This window comes from Candidatus Flexifilum breve, assembly GCF_016713355.1.
Window position 1 is genome coordinate 50,002 of the sequence record NZ_JADJPI010000028.1, and the last position, 14,213, is coordinate 64,214.

Sequence of the window (14,213 nt, forward strand, 5' to 3'; positions counted from 1 at the left end):
TGATGGATTATCAAACGCTGCAAACCCTCTGGTTTGTGCTGATCGCGGTGCTGTTCACCGGGTTCTTCCTGCTCGAAGGCTATGATTACGGTGTGGGCGTGCTCCTGCCGTTTGTCGCCAAGAATGACGCCGAACGGCGGACAGTCATCAATGCGATTGGCCCGTTCTGGGATGGCAACGAGGTATGGCTGCTCACGGCGGGCGGCGCGATGTTCGCGGCCTTCCCCAACTGGTACGCGACTCTGTTCAGCGGTTTCTACCTCGCGCTGTTCCTCATCCTCGTCGCCTTGATCGCGCGCGGCGTCGCCTTCGAGTTCCGCAGCAAAGATGACAATCCGCGCTGGCGGGCGCTGTGGGATTGGGCGCTGTTCTTCGGCAGCTTCCTCCCGGCGCTGCTGTGGGGCGTGGCCGTCGGCAATTTCCTGCGCGGCGTGGCGATTGACGCCAGCATGACGTTCGTCGGCTCGTTCTTCGACCTGCTCAACCCGTATGCGCTGCTCGGCGGCGTGCTCACGCTGACGCTGTTCACGCTGCACGGCGCGCTGTTCCTCGAACTGAAGACGGACGGGATCATACGCGAACGGGTGCAGCGCTTCACCCGCGTCCTGTGGCTCCCGGTCACGGTGATCGCGCTGGCATTTGTCGGCTACAGCGCATTGGAAACGGATATGTTCGCGGCGCTCAACGTCGTGCAGATCCTCGGCCTGGTCGGCGCGGTCGCGGGCTTGCTGTTCACGGGCGCCATGATTTTCACCAAGCGTTACGGGCGGGCCTTCCTCGGCACGGCCATTACGTTGATCGGCACGGTAGCGCTGGTGTTTGCGACGCTGTTCCCGCGTGTGCTGCCCTCGACGCTCGGCGACGCTTTCGATCTCACCATCTACAACGCCTCTTCGAGCGAATACACCCTCGGCGTGATGACGGTGATCGCGCTGAGTCTCGTCCCGGTGGTGCTGGCGTATCAGGCGTGGACGTACTGGGTGTTCCGCAAGCGCTTGACGACGCAAAGTCATTTCGAGTATTAAGCCACAAACTGAATATCAGGCATAGGACGAGGCATGAAGTCATTTCAGAATCGGCACTTTGTCTAACCTCACCCCGTTTCGCTGCGCTCAACCGCCCCTCTCCAAAGGGCGAGGGGCAAGGCGGGTTGGTGGTGTCCCTCTCCCCACGGAGAGGGACGGCTTGCGGAGCAAGCAGGGTGAGGTTGAGCATTTTCACCAATTGTGAAATAGCCTCATGCCTCGTCCTGTTTTGGCATCTTTCGGACACAGGCTTAAGTAGGTGCTCGAAATAAGTCCAATCAGAAATCGCCGTTGTAGGGGCAAGGCGCGCCTTGCCCCTACACAACAACCTTCGGTAACCTACTTTTGTGCTGTATCCGGTAAATGGTCGAATATGGGTTGGTAGGGGCGCACGGCCGTGCGCCCCTACGAAAAAGCGCTTCCTTTTCTGCAATCAATTGCCGGACGGAGCATTTAGCATCTGCGCTCTCGCGCTCATCGTTGGTTGTTTGGAAGCGGCTCAACGGGGAGCCGCTTTCCATTTGAGTTCATGTGTAGAAAATTGGGCTGATGGATAGACGACTTATCGCCGAAGCGCGCGCCGTGCGCCGCGAATTTGCGCTGAGCATTCTGTGGCAGACGTTGGCGGGCGCGTGCCTGATCGGCGGCGCGTTCGCCTTCAGCCGCACGGTCGCCGCCGTGTTCCTCGGCGGGCAGCCGCTGAGTGCAGTGCTGCCGCTGCTCGGGCTGTTCGGCGGCTGCGCGCTGCTGCGCGCAGGGCTGGTGTGGGCGGGAAACAGCGCCGCCGCCGAGGTGTCGATCCGCGTGCGGCTTGACCTGCGCCGCCGGCTGCTCAAGCAGTTGGTGCAGTTGGGCGCGCAGGATGCCCGCACCGGCGAACTGGCGACCACGGCCAGCAAGGGAATCGACGCGCTCGACCCGTACTTTCGCGACTACCTGCCCGCGCTGTTCACGGCGCTGCTCATCCCGCTGACAATGGCGCTAGTCGTGCTCCCGCTGGACGGGCTGACGTTCGCCGTCATGCTGATCACCGCGCCGCTGATCCCGTTCTTCATGATCCTGATCGGCAAAGCGGCGGGCGTGCTGGCGAAGACACAGTATGCGAGTTTAGGGCTGTTGAGCGCGCACTTCCTTGATGTGATGCAGGGCTTGCTCACGCTCAAGCTGTTCAACCGCAGCCAGTACCAGATCGAGACGATTGGCCGGATTTCCGGCGAATTTCGCGCGGCGACGATGGGCGTGCTGCGCGTGGCGTTCCTCTCCGCGCTCACGCTCGAACTGCTGGCGACGGTCAGCGTGGCGCTGATCGCCGTCGAAATCGGCGTGCGCCTGCTGCATGGCGGCATCCCGTTTGAATCGGCGCTGTTCCTGCTGGTGATCGCGCCGGAGTTTTACCAGCCGCTGCGCACACTCGGCGCGCGCTTCCACACCGGGACGGAGGCCAGCGCCGCCGCCGCGCGCATCTTCGAAGTGCTGGCACTGCCATGCCCGCCGGCAGGCGCGGTTACCGCGCCCCCGCACAGCGATCTGCGCTTTGACGCGGTGCACGTCGCCTATGACGCGGGCGAACGTCCCGCGCTGAATGGGCTGTCGTTCACGGTCGCGCACGGCGAAAAGGTCGCGCTGGTCGGCGCGACGGGCGGCGGCAAAAGCACGGCGCTCGCGCTGCTGCTGCGTTTCAGCGAACCGACGGCGGGGCGTATCACCGTGAACGGACGCGACCTGCGCGAACTGGATGCGGATACGTGGCGGCAGCAGATCGCGTGGGTGCCGCAAGCGCCATACCTCTTCAATACCTCGATTGCCGACAATATCCGCTTAGGGCGCCCCGACGCGCCGCTCACCGACGTGCTTGCGGCGGCGGCGGCGGCGCAAGCGCATGACTTCATCACGCGGCTGCCCCACGGCTATGACACGGTCATCGGCGAGCGGGGCGCACGCCTGAGCGGCGGGCAGGCGCAGCGCGTCGCCATCGCCCGCGCGTTTCTGCGCGATGCGCCGCTGCTGCTGCTCGACGAAATCACGTCGTATCTTGACCATGAGACGGAGGCGGCGCTCAACCGGGCACTGGATCGCCTGCTGGTGGGACGGACGGCGCTCGTCGTCGCTCACCGCCTGCACACAATTCAACGCATGGATCGCATCCTCGTGGTCGAAGCGGGACAGGTGGTCGAAAGCGGAACGCACGCCGAACTGCTGGCGCACGGCGGCCGCTATCAGCGGCTGATCGCCCGAACTGGGGGCCGCGAATGATCCGGCGTCTGCTCACATGGCTGCGCCCGTATGCGGGGCGCATCACGCTTTCCGTGCTGCTCGGCGCGCTGACGATCGGCAGCAGCATCGCGCTCATGGCGACCTCGGCGTGGCTGATCTCCAAGTCGGCCTTGCAGCCGTCGATTGCAGAATTGGGCGTGTCCGTTGTCGGCGTGCGCTTCTTTGGGCTGGCGCGCGCCGTCTTCCGGTATCTGGAGCGGCTGATTGCGCACGACACGACCTTTCGCTGGCTGGCCGATGTGCGCGTGCGCGTGTACCGGGCCATCGAACCGCTCGCGCCCGCCCGGTTGTCGGCGCTGCGCAGCGGCGATCTGCTGGGGCGCGTGATCGGCGATGTCGACGCGCTGCAAAATCTGTATTTGCGCGCGCTGGCGCCGGCGCTCGTGGCCCTCGTGACGGGCGCGGTGCTGGTCACGCTGAGCGCAGCGTTTGACGGCGTGGTCGCACTGGCGGCGCTGGCGTGGTTTGGCGCGTCCGCCGCGCTGATCGTGTCGCTGGCGGCGTGGCTGGGACGCGAACCGGGGCAGCGGCTGACACAAGAACGCGGCGCGCTCAATGCGGCGCTGGTCGATACGCTGCAAGGTCTGCCCGATCTGATCGCCTATGGCGCGGCGCTGCGCCACCTGCAGGCGCTGGAAGCGCAAGCCGATCAACTCGCTGCTCACGAACGCCGCTTCGCCCGGTTGGACGCGCTGCAAGCCGCAGTGCTGATCATACTGCCCGCCGGGGCGGTGATCAGCGTGCTGCTGCTGGCGATTCCCCGCGTAGAGGGGGTGTATCTGGCGACGCTCGCGCTGGCGACGACCGCCGCCTATGAAGCGCTGCTGCCGCTCGGTCAAGCGGCGCTGGCGTGGGGCGGCATGCGCGAATCGGCGGTGCGGCTGTTTGAACTCATGGACACGCCGCCCGCGGTCACCGAACCCGCCGCGCCGATCAGCGTGCCCGCTACGTTTGACATCACGTTTGATCAGGTCACGTTTGCGTACACGCCGGAGCAGCCGCCCGTGCTGCGCGACTTCAGCCTGACGATTGGCGCGGGTGAGAGGCTGGCAATCATCGGCGAGAGCGGCGCGGGCAAATCGACGTTGGTCAGTTTGCTGGCACGCTTCTGGGAGATCGATGGGGGGCAGATCAGCATCGGCGGCGTCGATGTGCGCGCGCTGCGGCAGGCCGACGCGCGGCGCCTGATCAGTGTGATGTCACAGCACACGTATCTGTTCAACACCACCATCCGCGAGAACATCCGTTTAGCGCGCAGTGAGGCCAGCGACGCCGAAGTCGAAGAAGCGGCGCGGGCGGCGCACATCCACGAGTTCATCCGGTCACTGCCGCAGGGTTATGACACGCTGGTCGGCGAAAACGGGCACAAGCTGAGCGGCGGCGAACGTCAGCGAGTGGCGTTGGCGCAAGCCCTGCTCAAAGACGCGCCGATCCTCATCCTCGACGAGGCGACCGCGCATCTAGACGCCGCCACCGAACGGGACGTGCTGGAGGCCGTGCTGACGGCCTCGACCGGACGGACGCTCATTCTGCTCACGCATAACCCGGCGCTGCTGGCACACGTCGAGCGGGTGCTGCGCCTATAAATGGCAGGCCCGTGGTCAACGGCTTACACTTTTTAGTGGAGGTTGACGTGGTTAGGTGGCGCGCTTCTCTACCCCAAAAACTGTAGCGACGAGGCATGCGGGTAACTTCGTACGATTGCATGAAATCGGTTTGGTGACAGCGGACGCAATGAATTGCGTCCCTACACAAAGACGGTATTTCTCGTAGGGAGGAGGCATGAGCTCATTTCAGAATCGGCATTTTGTCTAACCTCACCCCGTTTCGCTGCGCTCAACCGCCCCTCTCCAAAGGGCGAGGGGCAAGGGCAAGGCGGGTTGGTTGTGTCCCTCTCCCCACGGAGAGGGACGGCTTGCAGGAGCAAGCAGGGTGAGGTTGGGTATTTTCACCACTTGTGAAATAGGCTCATGCCTTGTCCTAAGTTCTAGAGAAGGATACAGAGGACGAGGCATGAGCTCATTTCAGAATCGGCATTTTGTCTAACCTCACCCCGTTTCGCTGCGCTCAACCGCCCCTCTCCAAAGGGCGAGGGGCAAGGGCAAGGCGGGTGGGTTTTGTCCCTCTCCCCACGGAGAGGGACGGCTTGCGGAGCAAGCAGGGTGAGGTTGGGTATTTTCACCAATTGTGAAATAGGCTCATGCCTTGTCTTAAGTTCTAGAGAAGGATACAGAGGACAAGGCATGCCTTGTCCCTACAAAACTTGTCTCGTCAACATAACTGTGCGCTTTTTAGTGAAACGGACGCGCCGTTGCGCGTCCCTACACAGCACGTTTTCCCTCAAGCGAGCGTCTTAACGGTTCTCCAGACTAAAAGTGCCTTGTCCTCAATTGCTTGGGTGAGGGGAAGGCGCCAATGCGGTTGATCCTGACGTGAAGGCATTCCGCTCACGTACAGATTGAAATAGTTACATTTATCACTTTGTACACTTTTAGTGTAAGTTGTACAGTTAAATTGTATGACATTGGTAGGACTGAGCCCAGACCGGGCAGGAATGCCTGATAAAGCATCATGACCCATCCCCCAGATGTCGGACAACGCATCCGCGCTTTGCGCGACCAACAAGGTCTATCTCTACGCGCGCTCGCCGAGCGCTGCGGCATGTCGATCAACGCCATCAATCGCATTGAACGCGGTGAAAACTCGCCAACGGTCGCCTCGCTGCATCTGTTAGCGACCGCGCTCGAAGTGCCCATCACCGAGTTCTTCCGCACCGCGGAGAAGCGCAAGACCGTCATGGTGAAGCGCGAGTCGCGGGTGCATGCTCAGCAGCAAGGCATGGATATCGAGAGTTTAGGCACCGGGCTGCACAATCAGCAGATCGAACCGTTTCTCGTGACCGTGCCGCCGGGGAGCGGCACAAACAGCCCAACGATCACGCATCAGGGGCAGGAGCTCGTCTACTGCGTCGCCGGGGCGCTGGAGTATCAGGTCAGCGATGAGGTCTACACGCTGACGGCGGGTGACAGCTTGCTGTTTGAGGCCGTTCAGCCGCATGTTTTTCGCAATCTGTCCGAGCTTCCCGCCGTGATTTTGCTGGTCTTTCACATTCAAGACGGCAGCCCCGGCCATTTGCATACCTGACCGAAAGGGAGCATCATGAAACCCATATTCGCCCTCCTCAGCGCCCTGCTGCTGTTTGCGGCGCCGACCATGCTTCAAGCTCAGGATTGTACGCTGCCGGAAGTTATCGCCGTGCAGCCGCAGGCAGGGACAGCAACACTGACGGTGGTGCCGGTGGGGTCCGTCGACGTGGCGGACGCGGCCAGCGCACTGGAGGCGGCGGACACACAGGTGACGGCGGAGGCAAATGTCCTGAGCGGGCCGGGGTCGGGTTTTGCGCAGGTGGGTACGCTCACCAGCGGCCAAACGATCCGCGTGGACGCCAGCAATTGCACCGGACAGTAGCTGCGCACGGTGCTGGAAAATGGACACGTCGGCTGGGTTTCCGCGAACTACCTGGAGGAATTGTCAGCCGAAGTCACGCTCCCGGTGGCGAATGCCGATACCCCGGTCTATGCCGCGATGCAGGCCATGACGCTGCAGCTCACGGCGGATGCGGCAAGCTGCACCGAGGATAGTCTCCATGGTGTGCTGCTTCAGGTGCCGGCGGCGGCTGATCCCGTTCCCGTACAAGTCAATGGCATTGACATGGTCATCGGCGGCACGGTGTACGTCGGCTTAACGGCCGATGGTACGCAGACCGCCGCCGTGCTGGCCGGACATGCACGCATCACCAACGGCGATTTGAGTGTGGCGATGGACACGGGCATGCAGGCATTTATCGCCCTCAATGCGCAGGAGGCTTCGTCGCCGTCCATGCACATCGCGCCGTTTGCGGCTGCGGACGTGGCGACTCTTCCACTGTATGTGCTGCCGGAAGCGGTCGACGAGCTGGCGGGGCTGGCGGATGATGGTCCGTACATCGTCGGGCAGGCCGCCTGCCGCGTGATCTCAGATCTGCCGGATAATCTGTGCCCGCTGCATTTCGTCAACCGGGACGGCGACGCCATCGTGCAGATGGATGTCGAGCTGGTCTCGGCGCCGTATGGCGAGTGGAGCGACAGCACGCACGAGAATCCGCCCATCCTGCAGGGCGACAACGTGAGCGGGATGATCGCGTGGAATCCGACGTGCTCGCTCGGCCCAGCGTGTTTCATCGGCCCGGTGGTGTGGTCGATCACGCTGACCGACGCAGCGGGGAACGTCAGCGAACCCTTCGAAGCGTCGTTCAACTGCGTTGACAGCTAAGCCAATGACCGTTTGTCAGCCAAAGGCGGAGGCAGGCGGGTAAGGGCGTCGAATGCCGTGAAAACGGGTTACCTGTCGGTCTTGGGAGTTTGCGGACGCGATAAATCGCGTCCCTACACAACCACACTTTTCTCGTAGGGACGCAATTCATTGCGTCCGCTGTCCCTAAAAAGATTCTATTCTACGCAGCGATTGGCCTGCCTTGGCCTGTTTTGTCGTATTTCGGACACTGGCTTAGACAGCAACCGGACGGCACAACGACAGAACGGCACAACGACAGAACGGCGGAACCTCCCGCCATAGTCAAATGGGTCTTACCCAGCAGCGCGCACCGGCGTCGATCCTGCTGGGATGGATGGATAGGATGGGAGAAACCATGACGCAAGCTATTAAGCTCGCCGTCGTCACGGATGACGGCGAAACGATCAGCGCGCACTTTGGCCGCGCGCAGTTCTATGTGATCTATACACTGGAAGACGGCGCCGTCACGCAGCGCGACCAAGTCGCGAAGCCCGTCCATCAGCACGGGCAGCACGGGCACGTACATCTGCATCCCGAAGGCGATCACGCCGACGAAGCCGACCGCCACGCCGACATGTTCGCACCGATTCGCGACTGCGCGGCGGTGCTCACGCGCGGCATGGGCTACGGCGCGCACACCGGATTGACCGGAATCGGCGTGCAGCCCATCATCACGGATGTGCGCCTCATTGCGGACGGCGTCGCGGCCTATGTCGCAGGCACCATCGTCGATCACCCGGAGCGACTGCATTAAGGCGGCCTACGTTTAGGTCAGGTCACCGCATTCGCAGCGCGGGTCTTGAGCGCTGGATAAGGCCACTGAAGGAAGGTGCAGCATGCGTTCGCGAAAATGGTTCTGGGCGCTCGTGCTCAGCACATTGTTCACCGTTCAAATTGGACACGCGCAGCAAGCGGGGGTCGTCTACGGCGTGTTCTTCTACTCGCCGACCTGCCGCCACTGCGAACAGGTGATTCAGAATGATTGGCCGACCATCCGGGCGGAATTCGGTGACAGTCTGCGCGTCCTGTTCGTCAATGTGACCACCACCGAGGGCAACACGCTGCTGCAGGCGGCGCGGTCCGCCCTGCAGATCGAGGCCAATGGCGTACCCATGCTCATCATCGGCGGCGATGTCTTCGTAGGGTCGTTCGACATTCCGGCGCGCGCCCCCGAGGTCATCCGCGCAGGTCGGGCGGCGGGCGGCATTGGTTTCCCTGCGATACCGGGCATCGCCAGCCGCTTTGATGAGGTCGCGGCTCAGGAGCAGCAGCCCGCGGCGGACGCGGTTCCGCCGGTCGCCAGCACCCCGCCGACGCTCTCGCTGCTGGAGCGGATTGGCGCGGACCCGATCGCGAACGGGCTGGCACTGGTGATCCTCGCGCTGCTGGTCGTCAGCCTGGGGCTGACGCTAACGGGACAACCAACGCTCGTCCAACAGTACCGCCGCCCGGCCTGCATCGCGATCACGCTGCTCGGCTTCGGGATCTCGGTCTCGCTGCTCGTCGGCTCCATGGGTGAACTCACCGTAATAGCGGCAGCGGCGGGCATTCTGGGCGTCTTCACGCTGCTGTTGGGCTTTGAAGTTGGGCGGCGCAATCCCGCTGGGCAGAGCCGCGACTGGCGGATTCCGCTGGTCGCGCTGGCGGGGTTGGGCGTCGCGGCCTACCTCGCGTCGATTGAACTGACACAGGCCGACGCCGTATGCGGTTCGGTGGGAAACTGTAACCTCGTGCAGCAAAGCCCGTATGCGCGCCTCATCGGAATTCCAATGGGCGTCATCGGCATTGGGGGTTATGTGGCGATTCTACTATTGTGGGGTCTGGGACAGCAGATGCGGACGACTGGCCTGCTGCGCGCGACGGCGCTGTTCGGCGTGGGCTTTTCGACCTACCTCACGTTTCTCGAACCCTTCGTCATCGGCGCGACATGCCTGTGGTGCTTAAGCTCCGCCCTGATCATGCTGCTCTTGCTGTGGCTGCTCGCGGAGGCCCCGAGGCCTAAACGGGTATTAGGGCATGCGAGCGTTTAGCAGCAGTCGCTGGACAGAGCAGACGATCACATTAGTAGGTATTCCGCTTCGCCGGGGATGGATCGAAGGGGAATACCTGCTCAACAATCATCATTTCCTCTGGCTTGATTGACAAATCCGCCTTTACGTCACAAAGGCGCGGTTCTGGCTGTAGGGCTGCCAACTGCCATCCGCGATGATCTCGCCGATGGCGGTGATGGCGGCGCGCGCTTCGTCATCCGTATTGTAGAAGTGCGGCGCGATGCGGATGCCAGCCCCTTCGCGGTAGTCGATGACGATGTTACGCGCCAACAGCGCCCGGCTGATGGCGTACGATTCGGGCAGGTTGACCGTCACTGTACCTGCTCTCGTCGCTGGCTCTCGCGGCGTGTTGATCTGGTAGCCCGCCTGCTCCGCGAGTTCGATCAGCATGCTCGTCTGGCGGATCGAGTTGGCGCGGATGTTGTCGACGCCCACCTGCGCGATCACGTCGATGCCCGGCTGAATCGCATACAGCGAGGCGATCCCCGGCGTGCCGTTGGCGAGGCGATACGCATCTGTCCGCGGCTCAAACTGGTCGACATCGAAGGCGAACGGGCGCTGATGCGCAAACCATCCGGTCAGGCGCGGCTGAAGCGTGGGCAGCAGGTCAGGGCGCACGTACATGAACACGCCGCCGGGACCGCCGCACATCCATTTGAGCGTGCCGCCGACGTAGAAATCGACGTTTGCCGCCGTCACATCGATGGGGATGATGCCGACACTGTGATAGCCGTTGAAGAGCACCTGCGCGCCGACCTGATGGGCTTTCGCCGTGATCGCGTCCATCGGCATGATGTAGGCGCTGCGGAACAGCACATGACTCAGCGAGACGAGGCGCGTGCGCTCGTCAATCGCCGCCAGCAGTTCGTCGGTGTCGATGGTGATGCCGTCGCGGCTGCGGATCATGACGACTTCCATGTGCGGCGGCAGGTTGCGCGTCACGCTGTACACATCCGATGGGAAGTCCTGATCGCAGATCACGACCTTAGTGCGCCGCGAGTCGCTGAAGTCGAGCGCGTTGATCAGGATGCTGTTGGCGATGCTGGCGTTCTCATGCACCAGCACGCTCCCGGCGGGCGCGCCCAGCAGCGGCGCGATCTTGTCGCCGACCGCACGCTTGAGTTCCCACCAGGTTGGGTTATCTTCGTAGGCCTGACCCCACGCGCGCACACCGAGCGTCGCCCAGGTATCCGCGAATTCGTGCAGCTTGGCGTAAACGGCGCGCGGCATGGCGCCGAGCGAGTTGCTGATGAGATAGGTACAGGTCGAGAGGATCGGGAATTGAACGCCAGTCGAGCAGGCTCGTCATGTTAGCTGTCCTCGTCCGTTTCCCCGTCGATGATGCCATAGACGGCGTCGAGCAGGTCTTCCGCCCGTTCGAGCTGCAAGAGGGTGACGACCTGACTGGAAGTGTTCATACAATGAATCCTCATGTCGATGCCGAACGCCGCCTGTTGTATCCCAACCCGCACCGCCGCGCAAATGGAACCAAGTTAGCGGTATGATCGTCTTAGCATGAGGTACGAGATAAAAGTTGAAAGTTGAAAGTTAAAAGTCGTCATCAGTTCTACTTTCAACTTTGCCCTTTTGACTTTTAACTGAATGGAGGCTGAACATGCGTAAATTGGTGGTGCTGCTGGCGATCATGCTGCTTTCCGGCGTGATGCTGGTTCAGGGACAGGAGGGGGACGTGCAGCGCGATGGCGTCGCATTGGCGATTTACAATCAGGGGACGGCGCTGGTGCAGGATCGACGCACCTTCAGCTTGACCGAAGGCACGAATATCATCAACTTCACCGATGTGGCGTCCGGCATTGACGCGACCTCGGTCACGTTCCGCTCACTGACCGACCCGACCGGGACGACCGTGCTGGAACAGAATTATGTGTTTGATCTCGTGGACAGTACCGCGTTATTGCAGCGCTACCTCGACCAGACGATCAATGTGATTGCGACCGACGGCACGCAGTACACCGGGCAGCCTCAGCGGGCGCAACGGCGAGATCATTCTGCGCGAGGATGACGGTCAGGTGATCGTCGTCAGCCTGGCGAACGTGCGCGATCTGCGCTTCCCGACCTGCCCGGCGGACTGATCACGCGTCCGACGCTGCGCTGGCTGATCAACAGTGCGACAGGCGGCGATCAGCAAGTGCAGCTTACTTATCTGACGAGCGGCATCAACTGGACGGCGGATTACAACGTGCTGCTGGCGACCGATAACAGCACGCTTGACCTCAACGGGTGGGTCACGCTGACCAACTACAGCGGCACGGCGTACACCGACGCGCAGGTCAAGCTGATCGCCGGGGATGTCAACCGCATCGCCGAGGCCGAAGTCATGATGGATGGTTTGCTGCGGATGGAAGCGCAGGCCGCACCGGCCGGGGGCGAGGTGGAGCAGCGCAGCTTCAACGAGTACCAACTGTATGAGATCGGACGCCCGGTGACGGTTGGCGCGAACGAGACCAAGCAGGTCGAATTCGTGGCGGGCGCGGGCATCCCGGCGCGCACCTTCTTCGTCTATGATTCGAGCATGCCCTTCTACGGCGGCGTACTGATCGATCAGTATTACGGCATGACGGGTATCACCGACGTGCAGAACTACCTCGAATTCACGACGGATGAAGACGGCGGGCTGGGCGCGGATCTCCCGGCGGGGCGCGTGCGCGTGTATCAGGAAGATGTCGACGGCGCGGCGCTGCTGATCGGCGAGAACACCATCGACCACACGCCGGAAGGTGAAGACGTGCAGATTTACCTCGGCAACGCCTTTGACCTCGTGGGCGAACGCATCCAGAAGACCTACAACCTGATCGCGTCGAACGTGCTGGAAGAGACCTACGAGATTCACCTGCGCAACCGCAAGGACGAAGGCTCGGTCGAAATCCGCGTGCCGGAGCACCTGTTCCGCTGGTCGAACTGGGAGATTCTGAACTCGTCGCACCCGTACACGCAGACCGACTCGAACACGATTGAGTACCGTGTGGAAGTCCCGGCGCAGGGCGAAACGGTGATCACGTACACGGTGCGGTATACGTTCCCGCGGTAGCTTTAGCTTGAGCAGGAACGAGCCTCGCTGTTGAAGCAGTATGATTTTGAAACTTTGTATAATCAGAGAGTAGTAATCCTACTCTCTGGTTTTCCCGTAGGGAATCTCTCTCATCCAGAATAGGGGTTAGGAGCTTTGCCGGATTGTGCAACTAGCGTTCGACATAGGGGAAAGGCATGCCTTTCCCCTACACAGGCGATAATAACTGATCTTTTAGACGGCTTCAAATAAACCCTTTCGAGAAATTCTGTCTTTCGCCGAGCTCTGCGGACATGTTTGTCACGTCCCTGCAGCGAGATAAAGTAGGTAAGGACTTAGCATGAATTTTGAATTTGCAACGGCGACACGCATCGCGCTTGGCGCGGGCAAGCTGAACGAGATCGGCGGGATTGCGGCAGAATACGGAGCGCGCGCGCTGGTCGTAACCTCGTCAGTTGGGCGCGCGCAGCCCCTGCTGGATCGGTTGGATGCGGCGAAAATCAGCTACAGCGTGTTTGAAGTCATCAGCGAACCGGATATCACGCTCGTCAGCGCGGGCGTGCGCCAGTACCATAAGGCCGACGCCCAGTTCGTGATCGGCATGGGCGGCGGCAGCGCCATCGATGCGGGCAAAGCGTGATTGCCGCGCTGGCGGCCAACCCCGGCGACATCTTTGACTATCTGGAAGCCATCGGCAAGGCGCAGAAGCTGGCCAACCCGTCGATGCCGTACATCGCCAGCCGACGACGGCGGGTACGCGCGCAGAAGCGACGCGCAATGCGGTCGTCGCCTCGCTGGAGCACAAAGTGAAAAGTCAGCCTGCGCAGCCCGTGGATGCCGCCCAAGGTCGCGCTCGTCGATCCTGAACTGACCCATCAACTGCCGAAAGCCATCACCGCAGCGACGGGCATGGACGCGATCACGCAGGTGATCGAGCCGTACACGTCGAACGCCGTTAATCCCATCACCGATGCCATCGCCTTCAGGGGCATTCTGCCTCGGCGCGAGCGCCATCCGCCCGGCGTATACCACGAGAGCGACGTTCCGCAGGCGCGCGAACAATGGCGCCTGCCAGTCTGTTCGGCGGGCTGTCGCTGGCGAACGCCAAGCTCGGGCGGTGCACGGCTTCGCGGGTGCCTCGGCGGCATGTTCGACGCGCCGCATGGACGATCTGCGCGCGCCTGCCGCCGCTCGTCATGGAGATGAAGATCCGCGCACTGATGGAGCGCGACCCCGCGACAGCCTTGTCTTGCCGCGCCATTACGCCGATATCGCGCGGGTGGTCAGCGGGGAGTATCTCGACCCAACGCGGCGGTGTGGGCGGCTTGAACCGGGCGAAAGAGCCTGGAGATCTCCGGCCTCGCCCAGTATGGCGTGACTCTCCGCGCACATCGCCGAAATCGTGCAGAAGAGCAAAAACGCCAGCAGCATGAAGGGCAAACCCGATCGGGCCGACGGACGACGAAACCAGGGACCGAAATCGCGACGCGGGCGCTGTAGGCG

Annotated in this window: 14 protein-coding genes; 13 read left to right on the top strand and 1 reads right to left on the bottom strand. The window is 62.3% G+C overall.

Annotated features, from left to right (window positions below):
• Positions 1–2: 2 nt before the first annotated feature.
• The 8 genes from cydB to IPK17_RS21965 all read left to right on the top strand — a co-directional run bounded on the left by cydB (position 3) and on the right by IPK17_RS21965 (position 9,661).
• A complete protein-coding gene (gene cydB, locus IPK17_RS21930) occupies positions 3–1,025 on the top strand; it encodes a cytochrome d ubiquinol oxidase subunit II (RefSeq protein WP_343419848.1) in 1,023 nt (340 codons plus the stop codon).
• Positions 1,026–1,574: 549 nt separating this feature from the next.
• On the top strand, positions 1,575–3,278 hold the full coding sequence (gene cydD, locus IPK17_RS21935) for a thiol reductant ABC exporter subunit CydD (protein WP_343419835.1): 1,704 nt from the start codon (positions 1,575–1,577) through the stop codon (positions 3,276–3,278).
• Positions 3,275–4,885, top strand: coding sequence for a thiol reductant ABC exporter subunit CydC (cydC, locus tag IPK17_RS21940; RefSeq protein WP_343419836.1), 1,611 nt, complete (start codon positions 3,275–3,277; stop codon positions 4,883–4,885). The genes cydD and cydC overlap by 4 nt, the downstream gene beginning before the upstream one ends.
• Positions 4,886–5,870: 985 nt before the next feature.
• The gene (locus IPK17_RS21945) at positions 5,871–6,443 is read left to right on the top strand and encodes a helix-turn-helix domain-containing protein (RefSeq protein WP_343419837.1); all 573 of its coding nucleotides are present in this window, start codon (positions 5,871–5,873) and stop codon (positions 6,441–6,443) included.
• 15 nt (positions 6,444–6,458) lie between these two features.
• Positions 6,459–6,767: a hypothetical protein gene (locus IPK17_RS21950; protein WP_343419838.1), complete on the top strand. Its 309-nt coding sequence runs from the start codon at positions 6,459–6,461 to the stop codon at positions 6,765–6,767.
• A gap of 9 nt (positions 6,768–6,776) precedes the next feature.
• Positions 6,777–7,610 carry a hypothetical protein gene (locus IPK17_RS21955; protein WP_343419839.1) on the top strand — a complete coding sequence of 278 codons (834 nt, stop codon included), beginning with the start codon at positions 6,777–6,779 and terminating at the stop codon, positions 7,608–7,610.
• Between the two features lie 376 nt (positions 7,611–7,986).
• On the top strand, positions 7,987–8,385 hold the full coding sequence (locus IPK17_RS21960; protein WP_343419840.1) for a NifB/NifX family molybdenum-iron cluster-binding protein: 399 nt from the start codon (positions 7,987–7,989) through the stop codon (positions 8,383–8,385).
• Positions 8,386–8,467: 82 nt separating this feature from the next.
• A complete protein-coding gene (locus tag IPK17_RS21965; protein ID WP_343419841.1) occupies positions 8,468–9,661 on the top strand; it encodes a vitamin K epoxide reductase family protein in 1,194 nt (397 codons plus the stop codon).
• 123 nt (positions 9,662–9,784) lie between these two features.
• On the opposite strand, the gene IPK17_RS21970 is transcribed toward IPK17_RS21965, so the two are convergent.
• On the bottom strand, positions 9,785–10,957 hold the full coding sequence (locus tag IPK17_RS21970; protein WP_343419849.1) for an aminotransferase class V-fold PLP-dependent enzyme: 1,173 nt from the start codon (positions 10,955–10,957) through the stop codon (positions 9,785–9,787).
• 340 nt (positions 10,958–11,297) lie between these two features.
• Here IPK17_RS21970 and IPK17_RS21975 point away from each other — a divergent pair, with 340 nt between their 5' ends.
• The 5 genes from IPK17_RS21975 to IPK17_RS40680 all read left to right on the top strand — a co-directional run bounded on the left by IPK17_RS21975 (position 11,298) and on the right by IPK17_RS40680 (position 13,916).
• Positions 11,298–11,705: a hypothetical protein gene (locus IPK17_RS21975; RefSeq protein ID WP_343419842.1), complete on the top strand. Its 408-nt coding sequence runs from the start codon at positions 11,298–11,300 to the stop codon at positions 11,703–11,705.
• A gap of 126 nt (positions 11,706–11,831) precedes the next feature.
• Positions 11,832–12,731 carry a DUF4139 domain-containing protein gene (locus IPK17_RS21980; RefSeq protein ID WP_343419843.1) on the top strand — a complete coding sequence of 300 codons (900 nt, stop codon included), beginning with the start codon at positions 11,832–11,834 and terminating at the stop codon, positions 12,729–12,731.
• Between the two features lie 319 nt (positions 12,732–13,050).
• Positions 13,051–13,350, top strand: a complete 300-nt coding sequence (locus IPK17_RS21985) for an iron-containing alcohol dehydrogenase (RefSeq protein WP_343419844.1) — start codon at positions 13,051–13,053, stop codon at positions 13,348–13,350.
• A complete protein-coding gene (locus IPK17_RS21990; RefSeq protein WP_343419845.1) occupies positions 13,347–13,520 on the top strand; it encodes a hypothetical protein in 174 nt (57 codons plus the stop codon). Before IPK17_RS21985 ends, IPK17_RS21990 begins: the two co-directional genes overlap by 4 nt.
• Positions 13,521–13,637: 117 nt before the next feature.
• Entirely contained in the window at positions 13,638–13,916 is a 279-nt protein-coding gene (locus tag IPK17_RS40680; protein WP_502748964.1) for a hypothetical protein, read from the top strand.
• Positions 13,917–14,213 lie beyond the last annotated feature (297 nt).